Origin of the sequence: Methylobacterium sp. B4, assembly GCF_003201865.1 — a bacterium.
In the GTDB taxonomy this organism is placed as follows: domain Bacteria; phylum Pseudomonadota; class Alphaproteobacteria; order Rhizobiales; family Beijerinckiaceae; genus Methylobacterium.
Window position 1 is genome coordinate 28,219 of the sequence record NZ_QJJJ01000031.1, and the last position, 21,245, is coordinate 49,463.

General features: G+C 68.2%; 17 protein-coding genes and 1 pseudogene. 15 read left to right on the top strand and 3 right to left on the bottom strand.

The genetic code is table 11. From position 1 onward, the window contains the following. Positions 1-274: 274 nt before the first annotated feature. A pseudogene (locus BY998_RS24890) lies at positions 275-370 on the top strand (SDR family oxidoreductase); the annotation flags it as partial. A gap of 589 nt (positions 371-959) precedes the next feature. Further along, a protein-coding gene (locus tag BY998_RS22130) for an IS5 family transposase (protein WP_110353858.1) occupies positions 960-1,765 on the top strand; the annotation gives its coding sequence in 2 pieces (ribosomal slippage) (positions 960-1,302 and positions 1,302-1,765; 807 coding nt in all). 129 nt (positions 1,766-1,894) lie between these two features. Here BY998_RS22130 and BY998_RS22135 read toward each other — a convergent pair. Then, positions 1,895-3,136, bottom strand: a complete 1,242-nt coding sequence (locus tag BY998_RS22135; RefSeq protein ID WP_110353859.1) for an MFS transporter — start codon at positions 3,134-3,136, stop codon at positions 1,895-1,897. A 584-nt stretch (positions 3,137-3,720) separates the two neighbouring features. Between BY998_RS22135 and BY998_RS22140 the strand changes: the two genes are divergently transcribed. The 4 genes from BY998_RS22140 to BY998_RS22155 all read left to right on the top strand — a co-directional run bounded on the left by BY998_RS22140 (position 3,721) and on the right by BY998_RS22155 (position 10,638). Continuing rightward, positions 3,721-3,909 carry a type II toxin-antitoxin system ParD family antitoxin gene (locus BY998_RS22140; RefSeq protein ID WP_110353860.1) on the top strand — a complete coding sequence of 63 codons (189 nt, stop codon included), beginning with the start codon at positions 3,721-3,723 and terminating at the stop codon, positions 3,907-3,909. Further along, positions 3,906-6,389, top strand: coding sequence for a PAS domain-containing protein (locus BY998_RS22145; RefSeq protein ID WP_110353861.1), 2,484 nt, complete (start codon positions 3,906-3,908; stop codon positions 6,387-6,389). Before BY998_RS22140 ends, BY998_RS22145 begins: the two co-directional genes overlap by 4 nt. A gap of 1 nt (position 6,390) precedes the next feature. Next, positions 6,391-9,435 carry a PAS domain S-box protein gene (locus BY998_RS22150; protein WP_110353862.1) on the top strand — a complete coding sequence of 1,015 codons (3,045 nt, stop codon included), beginning with the start codon at positions 6,391-6,393 and terminating at the stop codon, positions 9,433-9,435. A gap of 198 nt (positions 9,436-9,633) precedes the next feature. Further along, entirely contained in the window at positions 9,634-10,638 is a 1,005-nt protein-coding gene (locus BY998_RS22155; RefSeq protein ID WP_110353863.1) for an HWE histidine kinase domain-containing protein, read from the top strand. 144 nt (positions 10,639-10,782) lie between these two features. Here BY998_RS22155 and BY998_RS22160 read toward each other — a convergent pair whose 3' ends face one another. Together BY998_RS22160 and BY998_RS22165 are read right to left on the bottom strand one after the other, a co-directional pair. Next, a complete protein-coding gene (locus BY998_RS22160) occupies positions 10,783-12,240 on the bottom strand; it encodes a sensor domain-containing diguanylate cyclase (protein WP_110353864.1) in 1,458 nt (485 codons plus the stop codon). Positions 12,241-13,073: 833 nt separating this feature from the next. After that, entirely contained in the window at positions 13,074-13,715 is a 642-nt protein-coding gene (locus BY998_RS22165) for a response regulator transcription factor (protein WP_110353865.1), read from the bottom strand. A gap of 414 nt (positions 13,716-14,129) precedes the next feature. On the opposite strand from BY998_RS22165, the gene BY998_RS22170 reads away from it, so the two are divergent. The 9 genes from BY998_RS22170 to BY998_RS22210 all read left to right on the top strand — a co-directional run bounded on the left by BY998_RS22170 (position 14,130) and on the right by BY998_RS22210 (position 20,985). Then, positions 14,130-16,046 carry a PQQ-dependent methanol/ethanol family dehydrogenase gene (locus BY998_RS22170; RefSeq protein WP_245421701.1) on the top strand — a complete coding sequence of 639 codons (1,917 nt, stop codon included), beginning with the start codon at positions 14,130-14,132 and terminating at the stop codon, positions 16,044-16,046. Between the two features lie 114 nt (positions 16,047-16,160). After that, positions 16,161-16,850, top strand: coding sequence for a pentapeptide repeat-containing protein (locus BY998_RS22175; RefSeq protein WP_110353866.1), 690 nt, complete (start codon positions 16,161-16,163; stop codon positions 16,848-16,850). Next, positions 16,847-17,269, top strand: coding sequence for a hypothetical protein (locus BY998_RS22180; RefSeq protein WP_245421702.1), 423 nt, complete (start codon positions 16,847-16,849; stop codon positions 17,267-17,269). The genes BY998_RS22175 and BY998_RS22180 overlap by 4 nt, the downstream gene beginning before the upstream one ends. A gap of 46 nt (positions 17,270-17,315) precedes the next feature. After that, entirely contained in the window at positions 17,316-17,765 is a 450-nt protein-coding gene (pedF, locus tag BY998_RS22185) for a cytochrome c-550 PedF (protein ID WP_110353867.1), read from the top strand. A gap of 8 nt (positions 17,766-17,773) precedes the next feature. Then, the gene (locus tag BY998_RS22190; protein ID WP_146221829.1) at positions 17,774-18,088 is read left to right on the top strand and encodes a hypothetical protein; all 315 of its coding nucleotides are present in this window, start codon (positions 17,774-17,776) and stop codon (positions 18,086-18,088) included. After that, positions 18,085-18,642 (top strand): cytochrome b, encoded by a 558-nt coding sequence (locus BY998_RS22195; protein ID WP_110353869.1) that lies wholly within the window; start codon positions 18,085-18,087, stop codon positions 18,640-18,642. Before BY998_RS22190 ends, BY998_RS22195 begins: the two co-directional genes overlap by 4 nt. Further along, the gene (locus BY998_RS22200) at positions 18,639-19,211 is read left to right on the top strand and encodes a rhodanese-like domain-containing protein (RefSeq protein WP_110353870.1); all 573 of its coding nucleotides are present in this window, start codon (positions 18,639-18,641) and stop codon (positions 19,209-19,211) included. The genes BY998_RS22195 and BY998_RS22200 overlap by 4 nt, the downstream gene beginning before the upstream one ends. A gap of 14 nt (positions 19,212-19,225) precedes the next feature. Continuing rightward, positions 19,226-20,023 (top strand): quinoprotein dehydrogenase-associated SoxYZ-like carrier, encoded by a 798-nt coding sequence (locus BY998_RS22205; RefSeq protein WP_110353871.1) that lies wholly within the window; start codon positions 19,226-19,228, stop codon positions 20,021-20,023. Further along, on the top strand, positions 20,020-20,985 hold the full coding sequence (locus BY998_RS22210) for a quinoprotein relay system zinc metallohydrolase 1 (RefSeq protein ID WP_245421703.1): 966 nt from the start codon (positions 20,020-20,022) through the stop codon (positions 20,983-20,985). Before BY998_RS22205 ends, BY998_RS22210 begins: the two co-directional genes overlap by 4 nt. The last annotated feature ends 260 nt before the right edge of the window (positions 20,986-21,245 follow it).

Genomic DNA, 21,245 nt, shown 5'->3' on the forward strand with positions numbered 1-21,245 from the left:
TCGTGATGCCGGCCGTTTGGGAACGCCAGCAGCTCTCGCCGGAACGCCTCAGCCACGGCGCCCCGCGTTGCAGTAAGTCACGACCGCTCTCGAGCCGCGCTGTCTGCGCCTTGAGCCCCATGCGCTTGTCCCGTCTGACCGGCCAATCGACGGCGTACCGTGCGCGGTTGCGCTCCTCCTGGCTCACTTGCTGCAGCATCGTGACGGGCCTGAATGCCGGCTCGACCCATCTCGTCCCGATGATCGGCCTGACGCCGATGGGCCGGCCAGGTGAGCCGGCGAGGTCGCCCGCCTCGTTCGCTTCCTGGCGGGCGACGAGGCGAGCTTCATCACCGGGGCGAATTTCGTGATCGACGGCGGCTTCACCGCCGGCGGCGCCTATCGCAGCGTCGCCGTAGAGCCGCCGGTGCCATCACATCGGCGACGCTCCGGCCCTGCGCGATCAACACCTCCGCCTGCCGCAGCTTGGCGACCACATCCTCCGGCTTGTACCGCTTCGTTCCCATCTGTCCGTCCTCGTCCTGGCCCGCGGGCCATACCTCAGAGAGGACCACTTCGAGGGGGACGGATCATCCGGGTGTTGTGGCTGCCGGGACCTGCCATTTCATGCCGGTGGCAGCTTTCGGAGGCCAAGCGGCCATTCCGCTGTTTCTGAGTGAAGATCTGCAAATGGCGCACCGCAGAACAAAACGAGCGCGAACTCCTGACCCTAAGCTGACTTCAAACGCTGATCCCTCGAAGGGCTGCTCTCCACCCCAAAGCAGACGCCTTGCGGACAGCCATAATGTCATAATATCATTTCCATTAACATGGACCTGCGGGCGTCTACGACATTGGTTCAGGCCAGGGACAGTTGCCAGCGTAGATTCTGCCGTGAGATAGGTCACATCCGCCGGATCGTCCGGCCACCCGTCGATTTAAGAGCGCCTAACAAAACGGGTTATGGCGCGTTGGCGAGGATGGCCAAACCGATCCTCCCCGACGATCTCTGGCTGGAGATCGCCCCGCTTCTTCCTGCCGCGAAGCCTCGTCCACAAGGCGGTCGTCCTCCCCTGGAGAACCGAGCTGCTCTGACTGGCATCCTGTTCGTTCTGCGCACGGGCATCCCGTGGGAGTGGCTGCCGGTCGAGATGAAGTGCGGCTCGGGCATGAGCTGCTGGCGGCGGCTGCGGGACTGGCAAGAGGCCGGCGTGTGGGCTCGGCTGCATCAGGGTCTCTTGAAGCGCCTTCACGCAGCCGGCGAGATCGACTGGAGCCGAGCGAGCCTGGACAGCGCCTCCGTCCCGGCGAAAAAAGGGGCTCTGCCACTGGCCCGAACCCGACGGACCGGGGCAAGCCGGGCACGAAGCGGCACCTCGTCACCGATGCCCGCGGCACGCCGCTCGGCCTCCTCCTGACGGGCGCCAATCGGCACGACAGCCCGCAGATGGCGCCTACTCTCGATGCCATTCCGCCGCTGAGCACGGGTCGGCGCGGCCGGCCGCGGCACCGGCCGGACAAGCTGCACGCCGACAAAGCTTACGACGCGAGGATCCGGCGGCAGGAGTGTCGTGCACGCGGCATCGTCCCGCGCATCGCCCGCAAGGGTGTCGAGAGCAGCGAGAAACTCGGCCGTCACCGCTGGGTCGTCGAGCGGACCCACGCTTGGTTCAACCGCTTCCGGCGCCTGCCCGTGCGCTACGAACGCCGACACGACATCTACGAGGCCTTCACGACCCTCGCTGCAAGCCTCATCACCCTGAACCAGATCAGGCGGTTCTGTTAGGCGCTCTAAGTCGTGGGTCCTGCGGCCGATCCTAGGATCCGGACGCCCATTCGGTTGGAGGCCGGGCCTCTTTCGTATTTCTTACCCGCTCATTGGATGGCGTGCCGATGCCTGCGCTGGATGGTCAATTTACCTCAAGTTTTTGATGCCTGACGGTTCCGGCATCCGGGTCAGGAGAAGAGCCGAGGCGGTCCCGACGGCGCTGGAGACGAGGAACGCCGCGGTGAACCCGCTGAGGTCGACGATGCTGCCGGCGAGCACGTTCGACAGTGCGATGGCTATCCCCTGGACGGTCGCGATGGCTCCCGAGGCAAGGTTGTAGCGGCTCTTGTCCTCCATGAAGTCGGCGATCATCAGCGGCTTGATGGCGCTGTAGAGACCGGTGCTCACGCCCTCCAAGGACTGGACGGCGAACAGCCAGATGGGGTCGTCAGACAGGGTGTAGAGCAGCGCCCGGACGGGCAGCATCGCGAATGCGAACAGGATGATGGGCTTGCGCCCCCAGCCGTCGGCGAAGCGCCCGACCATGATGGCCATCGGCAGCATCACCACCTGGGCCGCGATGATGGTCGTCGACGTGATCGCGGCCGACCAGTCCTCGTGCGCCAGCGAGATCTTCTGGGCGACGAGCGAAGCCATAGGTCCGTTCGCCAGCTGGAACAGGAAAATCGACGCGGCGAAGATGAGGAGGGGGCGGTTGCCGAGGAGCACCTTGAGCGCTGAGCCGCCCTTCCCCTTCGGCTTCACCTCCTCGGCGAGCGCCTGGCCCACGATCTCGCGCGGGATGGACAGCACCGCCGCGGCGGCGGCGAGTGACAAGGCGGGAACAATGAAGAAAACGGCCCGGTCCGGGAAGCCATAGCCGACCAAGGCGATCAGGACGGCGATGCAGACGTTGCCACCGCGGTACCAAGCGCTGTTGCGGCCCATGCGGCGCGACAGGCGCGCCTTCGGAAAGATGCCGAGCGTGAGGCCGGCGATGGTCGGGGTGAAGCTGCTGCCCGCCGCTGTCAGCACCGTGAAGGCTACCAGCACCGGCCAGAACTGGGGCCAGACCGCGATCACAGCGGCTCCGGCCGACGCCGCCAGAAGGGCGGCCACGATGGCCATTCGCTTGTCGCGCGCCGCGTCGATGACGGCGCCGAGGGGGGCCTGCAGGCCGACTCCGATGAGACCCGCGATGGTGGTCACCAACCCGACCGTCGTCGCGCTCCATTCTCGGTGAACGAGCAGGAAGACGTTAAGATAGGGCCGGAGCCCGCCGTTCACGTCGACCAGGGTCAGGTTCAGAAGGTCGAACTTGCGCGGGTGCAGATCCCGCGCCTGCTTGTCTCCGTCCGCCGTGTCCGGCCGTTCTGCCGTCCCGCTCATGCCCTCATGACACCTGTTCCGTTGCCGACGTAACGGGAAGTGACGTCCATCCACCGATTGCGTTCCATCGGTGCGGTCACTCGCTCCCTTGCAGCGATGGATGTCGCCGATCGTGTCATCGGCACCCTGGCGCCATCAAGGATCGTGCTGATCCGGACCGGGACGGTGCGCGACCTGCTGGACAACCGGCCTGGCATCGCCCGCGGGCTGCGGCTGGCCGGGCTGGTGGAGGCGGCGACGGCGCGGCAGTGGTTGGCGAGCGTGGGGCGCCGCTCGTGCGATGAGCGACTGACGCACTTCCTGTGCGAGCTCCTCGTCCGGCTGGGTACCGCGGGCCGCGCGTACGCGATGCCGTCCTGGCTACGCGCCAGACGCCGAAGCGTTGCGCCCGTCCGGTGGATCCCGACCGCTGGTCCCCTCCTCGGATATTGGGTTGCGTTCGCTGCGTCATCGGCTCGGATCCGGCGCCGCGGTCCGGCCGGCGAGTGGGCCGCCCCGTCCGCGACGATATCGCCTAGGTCGGATCCAACGGTCCGGGGCCACCAATCTTTGACAGCCCATGTGCGGCATGGAACGGACGAGGCATGTCGAGCACGCCGACCCGCAACATCGCCCTCACGCCTGTCCTGGAAAGCTATATTCGAGCGCAGGTCGCATCCGGCCACTACTCGAACGCCAGCGAGGTCGTCCGAGCCGGGTTGCGCCTGCTGATGGAGCGCGACTTGGTCGCGCCTCGGCCAACGGCGCCCGACGCGGGCCGGCCGGCCCGATGAGCGCCCTCGCATACGCCGATGTCTCGCGCGACTTCCAGGCCGACATCGGCCTCGTCGGCGGTATCGAGGCCGTGGCTACCATCCTCGACGTCGCCTGCCGCGTCACCGGCATGGGCTTCGCCGCCGTCGCCCGCGTCACAGAAGACCGCTGGGTCGCCTGCCGGGTCAAGGACGAGATCGCCTTCGGATTGGAGCCCGGCGGCGAACTGGAGGTCGCCTCCACCATCTGCCATGAGATCCGTCAGAGCCGGGCGCCCGTCGTGATTGAGCACGTGGCCAAGGACGCCGCCTACTGCGACCACCCGGCCCCAGCGCGCTACGGCTTCCAGAGCTACGTCTCGATGCCCATCGTGCTGCCCGACGGCAGGTTCTTCGGCACGCTCTGCGCCATCGACCCGAAGCCGGCGCCCGTTGACCGGCCGGAGGTTGTCGGCACGTTCCGGATGTTCGCCGACCTGATCGCCTTCCACGTCGACGCGCACCGGCGCAACGCCTCGGCGAACGCTGCCATCCGCAGCGAGGCGTTCGTCCGGGGCATTCTCGCGGCGAGCCCGGATTGCGTGAAGGTGCTCTCATCCGAGGGGAGGCTGGAGTACATGAACGAGCGCGGGGTCGCGATGAACCAGCTCGGCTCGTTGGAGGACGTGCTTGGGCAGCAGTTCGCCGACCTCTGGCCGGAAGGCGAGCGCGCCAAGATCCGGGACGCCATCGGCCGCGCCGCGGGTGGCGAGATCGCGCGCGCCGAAGGCTTCTGCCCGACCGCCAAGGGGGAGCCGCGTTGGTGGGAAGCGAGCTTCGCCCCGTTTCGGCTTGAGGGCACGGGCGAGCTCAAGCTGGTTGGCGTCTCGCGCGACATCAGCGAGCGGGTGAAGGCCGAGGAGGAGCGGCGGGCGAGCGCCGCCGCGCTGGAGGTCCTGAACGCCACCCTCGCCGAACATGTCGAGACGCGGACGCAGGAGCGCGACCGCATCTGGCAGGTGAGCCACGACATGCTCGGGGTGGCGGACGGCAACGGAATTTGGCTCAGTGTCAACCCGGCCTGGACCGCCATCCTCCGCTGGCCGTCCGACGAGGTCATCGGACGCACCTCGGAATGGCTAGAGCACCCGGACGACCGCGAGGCGACGCGGGCGGAGGTCGGGCGGCTCGCGGCCGGCCGGTCGACGCTCGCGTTCGAGAACCGGTTCCGTACGCGCGACGGCGACTACCGCACCCTGTCGTGGCGGGCGGTTCCGGTCGAGGGACTGCTCTACTGCGTCGCCCGCGACGTGACCGAGCAGCGCGAGCGCGCCGTGCAACTCGAACATGCCGAGGAGGCTCTACGGCAGTCGCAGAAGCTGGAGGCGGTCGGACAATTGACCGGTGGCGTCGCGCATGACTTCAACAACCTGCTCACCATCATTCGCTCGTCGGTCGACTTCCTGCGTCGGCCGAACCTGCCGGAAGAGCGGCGGAACCGCTACATGGACGCGGTATCGGACACCGTCGACCGGGCCGCCAAGCTCACCGGGCAACTGCTGGCCTTCGCCCGACGCCAGACGCTCAAGCCCGAGATCCTAGATGTCGGCGCGCAGTTGCGGGCGGTGGCCGACATGCTCGACACCGTCACCGGCTCGCGCATTCACGTGGTGACGGAGGTGCCGGACGCGCCCTGCTTCGTGCGGGCCGATCTCAGCCAGTTCGAGACCGCCCTGATCAACATGGCGGTGAACGCGCGCGACGCCATGGACGGCGAGGGCACGTTGACCCTGCGGCTAACCTGCGCCGGGGGCCTGCCGCCCATCCGCGGTCATGCCGCCGCACCAGGCCCCTTCGCCGCCGTCTCGATCACGGATACCGGTAGCGGGATCGCCGCCGAGCAGCTTGGGCGCATCTTCGAGCCGTTCTTCACGACCAAGCCCGTCGGCCAGGGTACGGGGCTCGGCCTCAGCCAGGTGTTCGGGTTCGCCAAGCAGTCGGGCGGCGACGTCGATGTCGAGAGCGAGCTCGGCCGTGGAACAGCCTTCACGCTCTACCTGCCGGAGGTCTTGGAGGTGATCCGCGACGAGCCGGCGGTGGTTCGCGACGGGGAGGCGTTCCCAACCGGCGACGGACAAAGCATCCTGGTCGTCGAGGACAACGTCGAGGTCGGACGCTTCGCCACCCAGATCCTGGAGGATTTCGGCTACCGGACGCCCTGGGCGGCCAACGCCGAGGAGGCGCTGGAGAAGCTCGGTTCGGACGGTGCCGGCTTCGACGCGGTGTTCTCCGACGTGGTGATGCCCGGCATGGGCGGCATCGAGCTGGCGAAGATCCTGCAGCGCCGCCTGCCCGGCCTGCCGGTGCTGCTGGCCTCGGGCTACAGCCACGTGCTCGCCCAGGACGGGCTGCATGGGTTCGAGCTCCTGCACAAGCCCTACTCGGCCGATCAGCTCGGGCGTATCCTCGGCAAGGTCGCGCCGTCCCCGGAGCGCCGCCGCTCCCCATCGGAATCCCGCTAGGATGGCACCCCACGGACGTACCGAGCGCGCCCGCCTCACCGACCGCGCCTGCACCAGCGAGGACGAAGCCGCCCGCCTCCGCGCCCTGGACCGCTACCGCCTGCTCGATACCCCGCGCGAACGGGACTTCGACGATATCGCCGAGGCCGCTGCAGACCTCTGCGAGACGCCCTTCGCGGTGGTGAACCTCGTCGGTGGCGGACGCCAGTTCTTCAAGGCCGAGGTCGGGCTCGGCGTGCGCGAGACCCCGCTAGAAACCTCGTTCTGCCGGCAGGCCCTCCTGCAGGAAGAATTCCTGTACGTCCCCGACGCGAGGCTCGACCCGCGTTTCGAGGGCAACCCGCTGGTCACCGGCGAGCCCGGCCTGCGCTTCTATGCCGGTGCCCTGATGAAGACTTCGGAGGGTCATCCGGTCGGCACGGTCTGCGTCCTCGACACCAAGCCCCACGAGCTCGGCGACCGGCAACGCCGCGGCCTGATGCGGCTCGCCCGCCAGGCCATGGCGCAGATGGAGCTGCGCCGTTCGCTTCGGGAGCAGGCGGAGCAGCGCCTGCTGCATGAGCGCATCCTCGACAGCGCCACCGACTACGCCATCGTCGCGACCGACCCGCAAGGCTTGGTCACCCGCTGGAACGAAGGCGCCGAGCGCATCCTGGGCTGGACCGAGGCCGAGATGCTCGGGAGCACGGTCGAGGCGTTCTTCACGCCGGAGGACCGGGCTCGGGACCGGGCCGGCACCGAGATGCGGCAGTCGCTTGAGCACGGCAGCGCCCCGGACGAGCGCTGGCACATGCGCAAGGATGGCAGCCGCTTCTGGGCCTCCGGAGAGATGATGCCGCTCAGGACAGAGGCGGGCGAGACCATCGGCTTCCTTAAGATCCTGCGCGACCGGACCGAGCAGCGGGAGAGCGGCGCCGCCTTGCAGGCGAGCGAGATGCGTTACCGTTCGCTGGTCGAGGTCAGCCCGCAGGTGGTCTGGTTCGGCGATGCAGCCGGCAACGTTACCTACTGCAACGTCTATTGGTACGACTACACGGGCCTGCCCGCCGGCGAGACCGGCGAGGCGAGCTGGATGGGCGTGATCCATCCCGACCACCGCGAGGCCACGCGCGCGGCCTGGCTGGCGGCAGCCGGATCGGGTCGGCCCTACGAGGTTGAGTTCCCCCTGCGCCGGGCCGACGGGCAGTACCGCTGGTTCCTGTCCCGGGCCCAGCCCGTGCGCGACGCCGACGGGGCGGTGCGCAGTTGGATCGGCACCTCGCTCGACATCCACGAGCGCAAGTTCGCCGAGGAGCGGTTCAAGACCCTCACCGAACTCGCGCCGGCCATCATCTGGTTCGGCAACCCCGACGGCAGCCTCAGCTACCTGAACGACCGCTGGTATGCCTACACCGGTCAGACCCCGGAGCAGGCGCTGCCCCTCGGCTGGGGCGAGGTCATCCATCCCGACGACCTGCCGGGCCTATTGCGCGTCTGGGAACACGCCCGCACGAACGAGGTCCTCTACGACACCGAGGCCCGCCTGCGACGCCGCGACGGCGAGTACCGTTGGTTTCTGATCCGGGCCGAGCCGATGCGCGACGCCGGCGGCACGGTGGTAGGCTGGCTCGGCAGCGACAGCGATATTCACGACCGCCGCCAGACCGAGGAGGAGTTGCGCCGGGCGCGCGAGCAGTTGCGCCTCGCCGTCGAGGCCGCCGGAACCGGCGTGTTCGACTTCGACCTCGTCTCGAACGAGCTGAATTGGGATGCCCGTCTCCGCTCCTTCTACGGCCTGGCGCCGGACGCCCCCGTTGATCTGGCCGTCCACCTGGCCCGCGTGCACCCGGATGACCACGCCGGGGCGGACGAGGCCGTGCGCGCGGCGGTCGACCCGGCGGGCGACGGCGTCTACGACATCACGTACCGCACGGTGGCGCCGGAAGACGGGACCGAGCGCTGGGTGTCCGCCAAGGGCCAGACCCTGTTCGAGGACGGGCGGCCGGTGCGCCTCATCGGCTTCGCGCGCGACGTGACCGAGAGCCACCGTGCGGGGCAGGCCTTGCGCGAGACCGAGGAACGCTACCGGCTTGCCTCGCGCGCCACCAACGACGCGATCTGGGACTGGGACCTCGCCACCAACCACGTCCTCTGGAACGAGGCCCTCGGCGAGGCGCATGGGTACGCCCCGGACGCGGTCGAGCCGACCGGGGACTGGTGGATCGGCCACATCCACCCCGATGACCGGGCCCGCATCGACCGCTCGATCCATACGGTCATCGACGGCCTAGGCTCGGCCTGGTCGGACGAATACCGCTTCCTGCGCGCGGACGGTTCCTACGCGGACATCCTCGACCGCGGCTACGTCATCCGGGACGCAGCGGGCCGCGCTGTGCGCATGATCGGCGCCATGCTGGACATCAGCGAGCGCAAGCGTGCCGAGGAGCACCAGCGCCTGCTCACGGGCGAGCTGCAGCACCGGGTCAAGAACACGCTGGCGCTAGTCCAGGCCATCGCCGGCCAGACTTTCCGCAACGCTTCCGACCTCGCCGCGGCCAACGAGGCTTTCTCCGCCCGCCTGATCTCGCTGGGCCGCGCGCATGACATCCTCACCCAGTCGAGCTGGTCGCAGGCGCCCATCGCCGAGGTCGTCGAAGGGGCCCTGGCGGTCCACCGTGGCGGGGCGTCCCGCATCCGCGCGAGCGGGCCGAACGTGCCCCTGGCCGCCAAGGCCGCCCTGGCGCTGGCGCTGGCCCTGCACGAACTCGCCACCAACGCGGCTAAGTACGGGGCGCTCTCGAACAATTGCGGGGCAGTCGACCTGCGCTGGCACGTGGTGCACGAGGGCGGGGCACCCCGCTTCTGCCTGACATGGTCCGAGCAGGGTGGGCCGCCGATCCTGGCCCAGCCGACGCGTCGCGGCTTCGGTTCGCGCCTGATCGAGCGCAGCTTCGCCGATGAAGTGGGTGGCGAGGTCAAGCTCACCTATGCCCCGACCGGCCTCGTCTGCCGCCTTGAGGCGCCGCTCGCCTCCATGCAGGAGGCCAACGACGAGGCCGCGGCCTGACGGGGGCAAGGCCTCCGGTCGCAAAGGTGCCGCGGCCCCTCGCAATTGCCTCACCCCGGCACTGCCCCTGGGCTTCACTGGGGCGAAGCGGCGCGGCAACCCGGGGCGCGGCCGCAGGTTAGGCATCACGAGCCCGGTTTCGGGCTGGCATATTCGGGGGCGGCTGAACGACGGCTGATCCTGGAGGATGGGTGGGCCGTGCGGGACGATACGGGTAAGGGGACCGCGGAACTGAGGCTGTTGCGCGCCGCCGTCGAGGCTTCCGGCGAAGCCATCGTCATCACCTCGGCGGAGCTTGAGGAGCCGGGTCCCAGCATCGAATACACGAACCCGGCCTTCACCCGCATGACCGGCTACGAGGCGCACGAGGTCATCGGCCGGACGCCGCGCCTGCTGCAGGGACCTGAAACGGAACGCGCCGTGCTCGACCGCATGCGGGCCGCGTTGGTCGCCGGTGAGCCGTTCCAGGGCGAGGCCGTGAACTACCGCAAGGACGGCTCGACCTACACGGTGGAGTGGCTGATCACACCGGTGAAGGATGCCGATGGATACATCACGCACTGGGTCTCTGCCCAGCGCGACATCACCGAGCGGCGCGGCGGCGAGGACCGGCAGGCGCTGATGGTGCGGGAACTCCACCACCGGGTGAAGAACACCCTTGCAACGGTGCAGGCCGTGGTGAACGCCACGGCGCGCTCCTCCCTCACCGTCGCCGAGTTCACACGCGCCTTCTCCGGTCGGATCGGGTCGTTGGCCCGCACCCACGCGCTGATCACGGAGGACCTCGCCCAGGCCGCCTCGTTCGAGGGACTGCTGAGGGCGGAGCTCGACCCCTACGACGAGAGGGGCCGCCTTTCCCTGGACGGAGCGAGGGTTGTTCTGCCGTCCGAGCTCGCCGTGCCGGTCGGCATGGCCTTGCATGAGTTGACCACCAACGCCCTCAGGCACGGTTCGCTCGCTGACCCGAACGGCCGCCTCCAGGTGACTTGGCGGGTCGAGGACGGGCCTGCCGGCCGCGCCTTGCGCTGGGCTTGGAGCGAGCACGACGGCCCGCCCGCGGCGCATCCCACGCGCGAGGGCTTCGGTCACCGCCTGCTCAAGAAGGTGCTGGCCTCCCAGACCGGCGCCGAGGTCGAAGTCGATTTCGCGCCCGACGGCCTGCGGGTCTCCGTGCGCATCCCGTTGCCTGCCGGGCCCGCCTGACCGTCTACACCTGCGGCCTGGGACGCAGCGCGACGACGTTCCCGGCCCCGGCGACCAACACAGAATTGGTCCCGAGCGTCTCTGCTACCTCTTGGGCGCGTTGCTCGCGCTTGAACGGCTTGCCGATGAGTTGCATCTGGCGCCTCAGCCCCTGGCGAGGCGCAGCGGGTGCATCTTGCCCCTGCCTGCCCCGACCGGGCCGGGGTCGCAGCGGGTCCGGTTACGCCCACCGGACTTAGCCTCGTACAAGGCCGCGTCGGCGGCTTGGTACAATCCTTCCGGCCGCTCCTGCGCCGAACCGTGGTCGGTCGCGAGGCCGATGCTGACGGTCACTGCGCCGGCCCCGATGCCCGCCGATGGCACCGCCAGCCTCGCGACCGCCTCGTGCCCCTTGCCGGCGATGCGCATGGCGCCGTCCCCGTCGGTGTCGGGAAGCAGGATCGCGAACTCCTCGCCGCCGACCCGGGCCACCAAGTCGTCCGGCCGGTGCACGGCGGCGGAGAGGGACCGGGCAAGCCCCTTGAGCACCTCGTCGCCCACCGCGTGGCCGTAACGGTCGTTGTAGCGCTTGAAGTGGTCGGCATCGACGACGAGCAGCGAGAGCGGCCTGCCGGTGCGCCGCGCGCCGTCCCTGGTCACCTCGAACGCCTCCTCGAAGCGGCGCCGGTTCGGCAGGCCCGTCAGCGCGTCGGTGAGCGACAACCGGGCGAGTTCAGCCTGCATGGCGGCGCGGTGGCGGAGCTCGCGTCCGAACAGGAGCGACAGCGCGACGGTGAAGCCGCACAGCACGAGCACGACGGTTCCGATCACGACGGCCTTCGCCCGCCACCCGGCCTCGACTTCGTCGACTCCGAGCGCCACGTTCAGGATCAGGGGAAGGTCACCAACCCGGCTAAACGTGTAGAGCCGCCGGACGCCGTCGCGGACGGAGGTCTCGACGAACGTACCGACGCCCTCCCGCGCGAACCGGTCGAAGGTCCGGGACCCGGCGATGTTCACGCCGACGTCGGCCTCAAGGTAGGGGTGGCGGGTGATGCGCGTGCCGTCGCGCAAGTAGAGGTTGATTGCGCCCTCGCGCCCGAGGCCGATCTGGTCGAAGAGGTGGCCGAAGTAGCTAAGCTTCAGGCTGCCCAGGACCAACCCGCCGAACGAACCGTCGGGCTTGTCGATGCGCCGGCTGAAGTTGACCATGCGCTCGCCGGTCAGGCGCGAGACGATGGGGCGGCCGACGTACAGGCCGAGATGGCGGTTGGCCTTGTGCGCCTGGAAGTAATCGCGGTCGGCGTAATTGCCCTTGCGGGGCGGTGAGGCCGCAGCGTCCTCGACGACGTCGCCGTTCTCATCGAGGACGAACATGACGCCGAGGTCGCGCGCGCTCGTGGCGCGGTCGAACAGGACGAGCTGGCGCATGTCCGGGTCGAGCTTGACCAGGCCCGGCATTCGCAGGTTGTCCTGCGCGGCCCGGAGGGTGAGGTCGATGACCTCGACGTTCCGGGCGATGTCGCGCTCAATGACTTGGAGCAGGTTCCTCGACGTCTGCTCCGCCTTGTCCCAGGCGTCCTGGCGCAGGTCGAGCAGCATCAGCCCCGACACCAGGAGCATTCCAAGCGGTGCGAGCACACCCAGGCCGATCTAGGTGCGGGTGGAGCGGAGCCGGCACGCGATAGGGGACGGCATGACCATCGGCGGCTCTCCCAAGCTTCGTTGACTTGCTTGGTTGATAAGGCGCGAGTCGCTGACGGGTGCTTTCCGTCAAATCCGTTCCTGGCCCTTTAACTCCGTCGTGCCTAACGAAGGGTGCCCGCAATGCGGCGGATCCTTCCGAGCGCACCTCGGCCTCCCCCGAGGCCCTTGCGTATCTATCCGACGGCATCGCACCCGCGCTGGGTGCGTTACAGGTCCCGCAGTCCCTGCCGGAGCTTACATGTCGAACCCCTTTTGTGCCGCATTCCTGCTCGCCGTCGAGGCGCAGAAGGTTATCGAGTTGCGGCTGGTCCGCATCGCCTGAGCGGCGCGGAGGCACGACTCATAGTGCCGAAGATCTGTATCAACAGTTCTTTGGGTCGAGCGACGTCTCTCTTGTAGCATGAACTCAGGATGTTGTGAGTGCCTGGATCTACTGTTCGACGTTAATGGCAGCTTTCGAAGGCTAAGCGGCCATTCTCTTAGCTCTGTTCGATAGACCGCTTGCGACACACAGCAGTCGTTCGGTGGGCAAATGCTAAAACGCATCAATCCACCCTTCTCAGACATGCTGCCCGCGCGATCGCAATATACGATGTTGACAAACGCGGTTGTTCGAAGTCTTTCCGCTGAATATCCGAATGGGATTGGAGGCGGTCACTCAGCACTCCGCTTTCCTATGCGCGGCATCCATTTTACGCCGATCACAACTCATTTGTCCGAATCAGAAAACATGCATCGAATATAAAAATTCACAATCCAACGCGGTCGAAGTCTAGTGCAGAAGCGCAGAGAGCTACCTGGGTCCGGTTGCGGACACCGAGTTTACGCATGATCTCGGAGACGTGGGCCTTGACCATCGAGTTGCCGATACCGAGTTCGAACGCGATCTGCTTGTTCAGCTTGCCCCGCTTGATCATCGACAGGACATTCATCTGCGCGGGCGTCAGTGCGGCGATGCGAGCGGAGGCGTCCGCCGTCTCGCTCGCGTCGGGCTCGTGGGCATGGGCGAAATCAGGCACATAGATCGAGCCGCGCATGATGCTGTCGAGCGCCTCCATGTAGGTCGCCCGCGTCGCCGATTTCGGCACGAAACCCGCCGCCCCCAGCCGCAGTGCCTCTCGGACGATCCGCCCCTCCTCCAACCCCGAGCAGATCAGGATCGGGATGCGCGGGAAGCGGATGCGCAAGCTCATCATCCCATCGAAGCCGGTTACGCCCTTCATCGACAGGTCGAGCACGATCACGTCGATGTTGGGGCGCTCGGCCAACACGGTCTTGGCTGCCTCTATCGACTCCGCCTCCTCGATGCGGGCATGGGGCAGTCCGAGGCGGATCGTGCTGCGCAGCGCCTCGCGGAACAGCGGATGGTCGTCCACCAAGATGATGTGCATCGCGCCAACTCGTGCGGGGCGTCGGTCTCGGCCGCGGCTTTCCGTGGGCCGGCCCAGCGCCTGAACTTGTAAAAGTGATGGCCGCGCTGCGGGACAAGCGTCAAGGGAGTGATTTCAAACAAATTATTTATGATCATTAGTCTCAATTAGCATTCCTATTTTGCAAATCTATGCGGGATGAATACGCAATTCTAAGACTTCTCTATGAGGTATGGACAAAAGTTAGCGTGCGACGGGTAATCTTTCCCGCCATACCTGCATTCGAGCCCGGCCTCGGGTCGCCAAGCTCTCACGGAGCACTCGGCTCTTTCGTCTTCGCGGCGGATCGTCGGATGACCTGAGGCTCCCGCAGACCGGCTCCCCATCAAAATCGAAAGACGCGGCGCGACACGCGCGACCGCCAGGGAGAGACGCATGGCCAGGAAGAAAGCGGGGCACGCGCCCCGCACGCTGATGCTTGCCACCGCTTCGTCGTTGATCCTGTCCGGCCTGCTGCTCGCGGCACCCGCCTCGGCGCAGAAGGCCGAGACGGTCTCGACCGGAGCCGCGGTGACCTGGGAGGACATCCTCAACGACCAGAACACCGACAAGGACGTGCTCATGTACGGCATGGGCATCAAAGCCCAGCGCTATTCGGGGCTCGACAAAATCAACATCAAGAACGTCAGCCTGTTGAAGCCGCGCTGGTCGTTCTCCTTCGGCGACGAGAAGCAGCGCGGCCAGGAGGGCCAGGCGCTGGTGCATGACGGCGTGATCTACATCACCGCCTCCTACTCGCGCATCTTCGCGCTCGACGCCAAGACCGGCAAGAAGCTGTGGTCATTCTCGGCCCGCCTGCCCGACGACATCCGCCCCTGCTGCGACGTGGTGAGCCGTGGCGCCGCGATCTACAACGGCAAGATCTATTTCGGCGCGCTCGACGCCTCGATGTACGCGCTGGACGCCAAGACCGGCAAGGTGGTCTGGAGCAAGAAGTTTGACGACCACGCCGCCGGCTACGCCTATACGGGTGCGCCGAACATCATCAAGGACAAGAAGACCGGCAAGGTCGTCCTCATTCACGGCAATTCGGGTGACGAGTTCGGCGCGCAGGGCAAGCTCTATGGCCGCGATCCCGAGACCGGCGAGGAGATCTGGATGCGGCCCCTGGTCGAGGGCCATATGGGCCGCCTCGCCGGCAAGGACTCGACCACTACGGGCGACGCCAAGGCGCCGTCCTGGCCCAACGACAAGGACGGCAAGAAGGTCGAGGCCTGGAACCACGGCGGCGGCGCACCCTGGCAGACCGGCGTATACGACGAGAAGACCAACACGTTCGTCATCGGCACCGGCAATCCGGCCCCGTGGAACCACCATTACCGCTCCGGCCCCGGCGGCGACTGGAAGCCCTACGACAGCCTCTACACCTCGGGCCAGATCTACATCGACCCGTCGAACGGCGAGCCGGTGGGCTTCTTCCAGCACACCCCGAACGACGCGTGGGATTACTCGGGCAACAACGAGATCATCCTGTTCGACATGGAAAAGGACGGCAAGACCATGCGTCTCGGCGCTCACGCCGACCGCAATGGGTTCTTCTTCCTCACCGACACCGACAAGCTCACCGCGCGCGACGGCCAGATCAGCAAGCAAACCGCGCTGGTCGCCGCCTATCCCTTCGTGCGTGACATCACCTGGGCGACGGGCTGGGACCTGAAGACCGGCCGTCCGATCGAGGTCGAGGGCCAGCGCCCGCCGGCCCCGGAGGAGGGCCAGGCCAAGGGTAAGTCGATCAAGGTGACGCCGAACTTTCTCGGTGGTAAGAACTGGAACCCGATGTCCTATTCGCAGCAGACGGGGTTGTTCTACATCCCGTCGAACGACTGGACCGAGGATTACTGGACCGAGAACGTCACCTACAAGGCGGGTTCGGCCTATCTCGGCCAGGGCTTCCGCATTCAGCGCAAGTTCGACACCCATGTCGGCGCGCTCCGCGCCCTCGACCCGAAGACCGGCAAGATCGTCTGGGAGCACCTGGAGGCGATGCCGCTCTGGGCCGGCACCATGACGACCAAGGGCGGGCTGGTCTTCACCGGCACCTCGGACGGCTACGTGAAGGCGTTCGACGCCAAGACCGGCAAGCAGCTCTGGGCGTTCCAGACCGGCTCGGGCGTAGTCTCGGTGCCGAGCACCTGGGAGATGGACGGCAAGCAGTACATCGGCATCTCCTCGGGCTACGGCGGCGCGGTGCCGCTGTGGGGCGGCGACATGGCCGACCAGACCAAGCTCGTCTCTCAGGGCGGCTCGTTCTGGGTGTTCGAGCTGCCGACCGACACCGCCTCGGCGCAATGACCTGACGTGCGGGAGGGCTTTTTGGGAGCCCTCCCGCCGCCACGGCCGGGCCGGCGCACCACCGCATCGGCCCAATGCGACACATTGCAGAATCCGAAAAAAGGAGCTGACCCGATGTCGGCCCGGACCCGCGGCGCGCGGCGCGCCCTCCTGATCGCCGGCCTGTTCGCGTACGCCCTGCCGGCGGCCGCCCAGACGGTGGTCCTCAACCGCGAAGAGCGACCAGACCCCTGGGTGGTCGGCGGCTGCACCATCGGCCCCAATGCGAAATGTGCGGGCGCCGACCTGCGCCACGCCGACCTGAAGAACGCTGACCTCGGTGGGGCCGACCTCACCGGCGCCAACCTCGCCCGCGCCGACCTGCGCGGGGCGAATCTGCGCGGCGCCGTACTGGAAGGGGCCAATCTCAGTGGAGCTCAGCTCCAGATCGCCTTCATGCAGGGCGTGAAGGCGCGGGACGCCCGCTTCGTCGGGGCCAATCTCGACCACGCCCGCATCGTCGGCGGCGACTTCAGCGGCGGCGACTTCACGGTCGCCGACCTCGAAATGGTCCAGGCCAAGCGCGCCCAGTTCGTCGGCGCGCGTTTCATCGACACCGACCTGCAGGAGGCCAAGTTCTACGAGGTCAACCTGACCGGCGCGGTGATGGACGGCGCCAAGATCCGCTTCGCGATCTTCCAGGACGCCTGGATGCAGGATTGCAAGGGCTGCCCGGTCCACTGGCAGACCGACAAGCCCGTTTGGGAGGCCTACCCGGCCGCCACCGCCCCGAAGCACGAGGACGAACCGCAGGCGGGCAAGTGACGGCGCAGCCGATGGCGTTGGCGATGCTCGGCACGGTCCTCTCGCTTCCGGCGCTCGCCGCGGGCGAGGCGGAGGCCGGGATGCGCGCTGCCTTCGCCAAGTGCCGCGCGACGGCGGACGTCACCGAGCGGCTGGCCTGCTACGACCGGCTCGCCGCCCACCTCGCGCCGCCCCGCTTCCAGGGCCGCCTGACCGCGCAGACGGACCTCTTCGAGATCACTGCCCCGACTGTGCTGCGCTACGAGAGCGATGGTCCGATCTTCGTCCTCTACCTCAAGGACGCGGCCGGCGGCATCGTTCAGAACCTCCACATCGGCGGCGGCGGCAGCGCCACCCACCGCATCGACACGCCCGGAACCTACTCGCTGCAGGTCAGCGGGTCGGAGACGTGGCGCATCTGGCTGGACCCGGCCCCGTGATCCGCCCGGCCGAAAATTTCTCCATCGAGACGAAAGGCATCCGCCGATGATCCGCACGCTTCGGGCCGCCGCCCTCGCCCTTCCGCTCGCCCTCGCCACGACGGCGCTCGTCCACGCCCATGGCGACGGCGCCCCCTCGGCCATCGACACGACCGGCCTGGAGCCGCTCGGCGAGAACGACCGCGACAAGAACCCCTATGTCGGCAACGCCAGGGCGATCGAGATCGGCGCGTCCGGCTACAACAAGAACTGCGCCCGCTGCCACGGCATCGACGCCAAGTCCGGCGGCATGGCCCCGGACCTGCGCGAACTCGACAAGACCGAAGCCTCCGACATCTACTTCCTCACCCGCGTGCGCGGCGGTGCCCAGCGCGACGGTCGCTACCGCATGCCCCCCTTCGCCGACATCCTGAGCCAGGAGGCGATCTGGGCGATCCGCACCTACATCGAGAGCGAGGCTGACAAGGACCCGGCCATCGCGGCCAAGATCAATTGATCTCGCGGATGCTCGCGCATTCGGCCTCGGCGCTCGCGCTGGTGGGGGGACTGCTCGTGCCAGCGCCCGCGCGCGCCGAGATCAAGGAATACCAGATCCGGCGCATGCTGATGCTGAAGACGGACTGTACGGTGACCGGCCTCGACACCGCCCGGATCGCCGACGATCCGCGCCTGCGCGAGCGCTTCCTCGCGACCTGCGAGAACGTCAGCCACTATCCCGACGGGGTCGAGATCGTTTGCCCCGATACAGAGGACGAGCGCGACTGCACCCTGCTCACGGCCAAGCGCGAGTTCCCCCACCTGAGGCTGCTCGCGCGATGACGGTCCCCGCGCCCAGGCTCGGCCGCCTCTCGCTCGGCCTGCACTGGAGCGTCGGCACGGGCGTGCTCGGGCTGATCGCCTTCGGCTTCTGGCTGCGCACCGTGCCAGGCGGGCAGGACAAGACCGCGCTCGTCCAGATTCACAAGTCGGTCGGCGTGCTCGTCCTCATGGCCGCGCTCGCCCGCGTGGCGTGGCGGATGCGCGAGGGTTTTCCCGCGCCCGCCGGGCCGCACGCTGCATGGGAGCGGCGCGGGGCGATCGCGCTCCACGTCTTCCTCATTGCGGCGACGCTGCTGATGCCGCTCTCCGGCATCCTGCGCTCGCGCGCCTATGCCCGCCCGGTCTCGGTGTTCGGGCTGCCGCTGATCCCGAAGCTGTTCGAGGCCAAGCACGAGACGCTCTACGCGATTGCCTCCAACCTCCACGACGGATTGGCGCTCGCTTTAAGCGCGGCGCTCGCGCTCCACGTGGCGGCGGCCCTCAAGCACCACTGGATCGACCGCGACGCCACGCTCACGCGCATCCTCGGCCTCGCCCGCAGGACTGGGCAATGAGGCGCGCCGCTCTTGCCGCAGCCTTCGCTCTCGCCGTCCTCGCGAGCGCCGCCCGGGCCGATCCCGCGTCCGACTTCGACAGCGACGAGACCACGGGCTACCGCGTGCAGAATTACCGCGCCCCGGTGACCCGCCCGGTCGAGGGCGGGACGCGGATCGATCTCGCCACCCTCGACAGCCTGCGGGACGAGGGCGCGGTGCTGATCGACACCATGCCCCAGCGCGGCGGCACCGATCCCGCCACGGGCGCGTGGCGCATCATCGACAAGCGCGAGACGATTCCCGGCGCGACGTGGCTGCCCGAGACCGGCCGTGGCCAGCTCGAACCGCGGCTGTCCGCCTACTTCGCCCGCCATCTCGCCCGCCTGACCAGCGGCGACCGGGGGCGTCCCATCGTGTTCTTCTGCCTCGCCGATTGCTGGATGTCGTGGAACGCGGTCAAGCGCGCCGCCGCGCTAGGCTACACCCGCCTCTACTGGTTCGCCGACGGCACCGACGGCTGGATGGAAGCCGAGCGTCCCCTGGTCGAGGCCGTCCCACCGTCCGTCCCGCCCCACGAAGACCGCTGAGCCGAGGCCCCGCGATGCCCTTCCTGTCCCCCTTCAGGCCCTTCATCGACCGGCCGTTCGCGCGCGCGGCAGCCCCATCCAGCGGCAGCCGCGACCCGCTCGATTCGCCGCTCTGGCCGACCATGGCCGAGCGCTATCTCGGCGGGCGCCGCGCCGTGTTCGACGACGCGGTTCAGGTGGTTCTGCCCCCCGTCACCGAGGACCAGACCCAGGTGCCGGTGACCGTCGATGCCCGCGCGCTGGGAAGTGCCGACGAGGTGCTCGTCATCGCCGACCTCAACCCATTCCCGCTGACCCTGCGGCTGGAGCCGGTGGCGGCCAAGCCCTTCGTGGCGTTCCGCATGAAGATCGAGCAGGGCACACCGATCCGCGCCGCCGTGCGCCGGGGTGACGTGTGGCATGTCGGCGGGCGCTATCTGGATGCGGCGGGCGGCGGCTGCTCGGTGCCGCCGGTGGTGGAGAAGTCGGTCGATTGGAAGAGCCTCGGCGAGACCCGCGCCCGGGTCTGGAGCGAGGAGGACGGCCTTCGCCTGCGGCTGCGCATGACCCACCCGATGGACACCGGCATGCTCGCCAACATCCCGCTCTTCCTCATTGAGGACCTGAGTGTGACCGACGCCGCGGGCACCGTGCTCGCCCGCCTCAACCTGCAGGAGCCGGTGGCCGATAACCCGACCCTGACGCTCCTGCCCGACCGTCCGGCCGCGGGCGAGGCGCTGACGCTGCGGGCGCGCAACACCAACGGCGCGGTCTTCACTGTGCGGGTGCCGATCCCGCCGAATGCGGCGGACCGGCAGGAGGGACGGCTGTGAGCAAGGAAACCATGATCACCCGCCGCGACGGCCTCGCCCTCGGTCTCTCCGCCGTGGCCCTGCCCTGGCTTCAGGCCGAGGCCGCGCCGCTCGCCTACCCGCTCGCCCCGGTCGAGATCGCCCCCCGCGTCTGGACGATCTACGGCGCGCCCGAACCCATCACCCGCGCCAACGGCGGGGCCATCGCCAACATCACCGTGCTCGACACGAGCGACGGCGCGGTGCTGATCGATGCCGGCCCCTCGCACCGCTACGGCACGGCGCTGAAGACGCTGGCCGAGCGCCTCACCGGCAAACCGGTGGTGCGGGTCTACCTCACCCACATCCACACCGACCACGTGCTCGGCGCGACCGCCTTCGACCCCGGCACCGTCAGCGGCGGCCCGGCGCTCCGCGGCGACCTGAAGCGCGCCGGCACCGACCTCACAAACGGCATGTACCGGGTCGCTGGCGACTGGATGCGCGGCACCGGCGTGCCCGAGCCCGGCCGCGTCGCGGAAGCGGGCGTCGAGACCATCGGCGAGCGCCGCTTCCGCATCCTGCTGCTTGCCGGTCACACCCGCGAGGATCTCTGCCTGTTCGAGGAATCGTCTGGCCTGCTGTTTCCCGGTGACCTCGTCTTCCTCGACCGCGCCGCCACCACCCCCGACGCCGATCTTGAACGCTGGCGCGGCGCGCTCACGACGCTCGCCGAAATCGACCACCGCCTGCTGATCCCCGGCCACGGCCCGGTCGAGGCCGGACGCCGCGGCATCGATCAGACAATGCTCTGGCTCGACACGGTTGAGGCGCGCATTGGCGACGGCTTCTCACGCGGACTCGACGTAACTGAGCTGATGGAGACGCCCCTGCCGGATTGGACCGCCGGCATCGCTGTGGCACGCTACGAGTTCGCACGATCTGTGATGCACCTTCTACCGGCCCTCGAGCGCCGCGATCTGCCACGCCTTTCCCAAGCTTGAATCAGGACCCGGTAAACTGGGTATGACCCATCCCCTTGGTTCCGCCTTTCGGAGCGTGCGGGCGCTATCCTGCGCAGGATTGGCTTTGTTCGTCGCACCCTTCGCCCACGCTTAGAGGTCGTGTCCCTTGGCGTGGTGTAGCTTGCAGAGGGCCACCACGATCACCGGCCAGGGCCGGATCGGTCAGGCTGCCAGTGTGGGCAGGCCGACGAGGGGATCATCGCCGGTTGGGGCGATGCTTTCCAGGGTCATGTAGCGGG

Bases quoted from the DNA above. Each gene is read 5' to 3' on its own strand.
- BY998_RS22135 (WP_110353859.1), bottom strand. From the start codon at position 3,136: ATGAGCGGGACGGCAGAACGGCCGGACACGGCGGACGGAGACAAGCAG.
- BY998_RS22140 (WP_110353860.1), top strand. From the start codon at position 3,721: ATGTCGAGCACGCCGACCCGCAACATCGCCCTCACGCCTGTCCTGGAA.
- BY998_RS22145 (WP_110353861.1), top strand. From the start codon at position 3,906: ATGAGCGCCCTCGCATACGCCGATGTCTCGCGCGACTTCCAGGCCGAC.
- BY998_RS22150 (WP_110353862.1), top strand. From the start codon at position 6,391: ATGGCACCCCACGGACGTACCGAGCGCGCCCGCCTCACCGACCGCGCC.
- BY998_RS22160 (WP_110353864.1), bottom strand. From the start codon at position 12,240: ATGCTCCTGGTGTCGGGGCTGATGCTGCTCGACCTGCGCCAGGACGCC.
- BY998_RS22165 (WP_110353865.1), bottom strand. From the start codon at position 13,715: ATGCACATCATCTTGGTGGACGACCATCCGCTGTTCCGCGAGGCGCTG.
- BY998_RS22170 (WP_245421701.1), top strand. From the start codon at position 14,130: ATGGCCAGGAAGAAAGCGGGGCACGCGCCCCGCACGCTGATGCTTGCC.
- BY998_RS22175 (WP_110353866.1), top strand. From the start codon at position 16,161: ATGTCGGCCCGGACCCGCGGCGCGCGGCGCGCCCTCCTGATCGCCGGC.
- pedF (WP_110353867.1), top strand. From the start codon at position 17,316: ATGATCCGCACGCTTCGGGCCGCCGCCCTCGCCCTTCCGCTCGCCCTC.
- BY998_RS22190 (WP_146221829.1), top strand. From the start codon at position 17,774: ATGCTCGCGCATTCGGCCTCGGCGCTCGCGCTGGTGGGGGGACTGCTC.
- BY998_RS22195 (WP_110353869.1), top strand. From the start codon at position 18,085: ATGACGGTCCCCGCGCCCAGGCTCGGCCGCCTCTCGCTCGGCCTGCAC.
- BY998_RS22200 (WP_110353870.1), top strand. From the start codon at position 18,639: ATGAGGCGCGCCGCTCTTGCCGCAGCCTTCGCTCTCGCCGTCCTCGCG.
- BY998_RS22205 (WP_110353871.1), top strand. From the start codon at position 19,226: ATGCCCTTCCTGTCCCCCTTCAGGCCCTTCATCGACCGGCCGTTCGCG.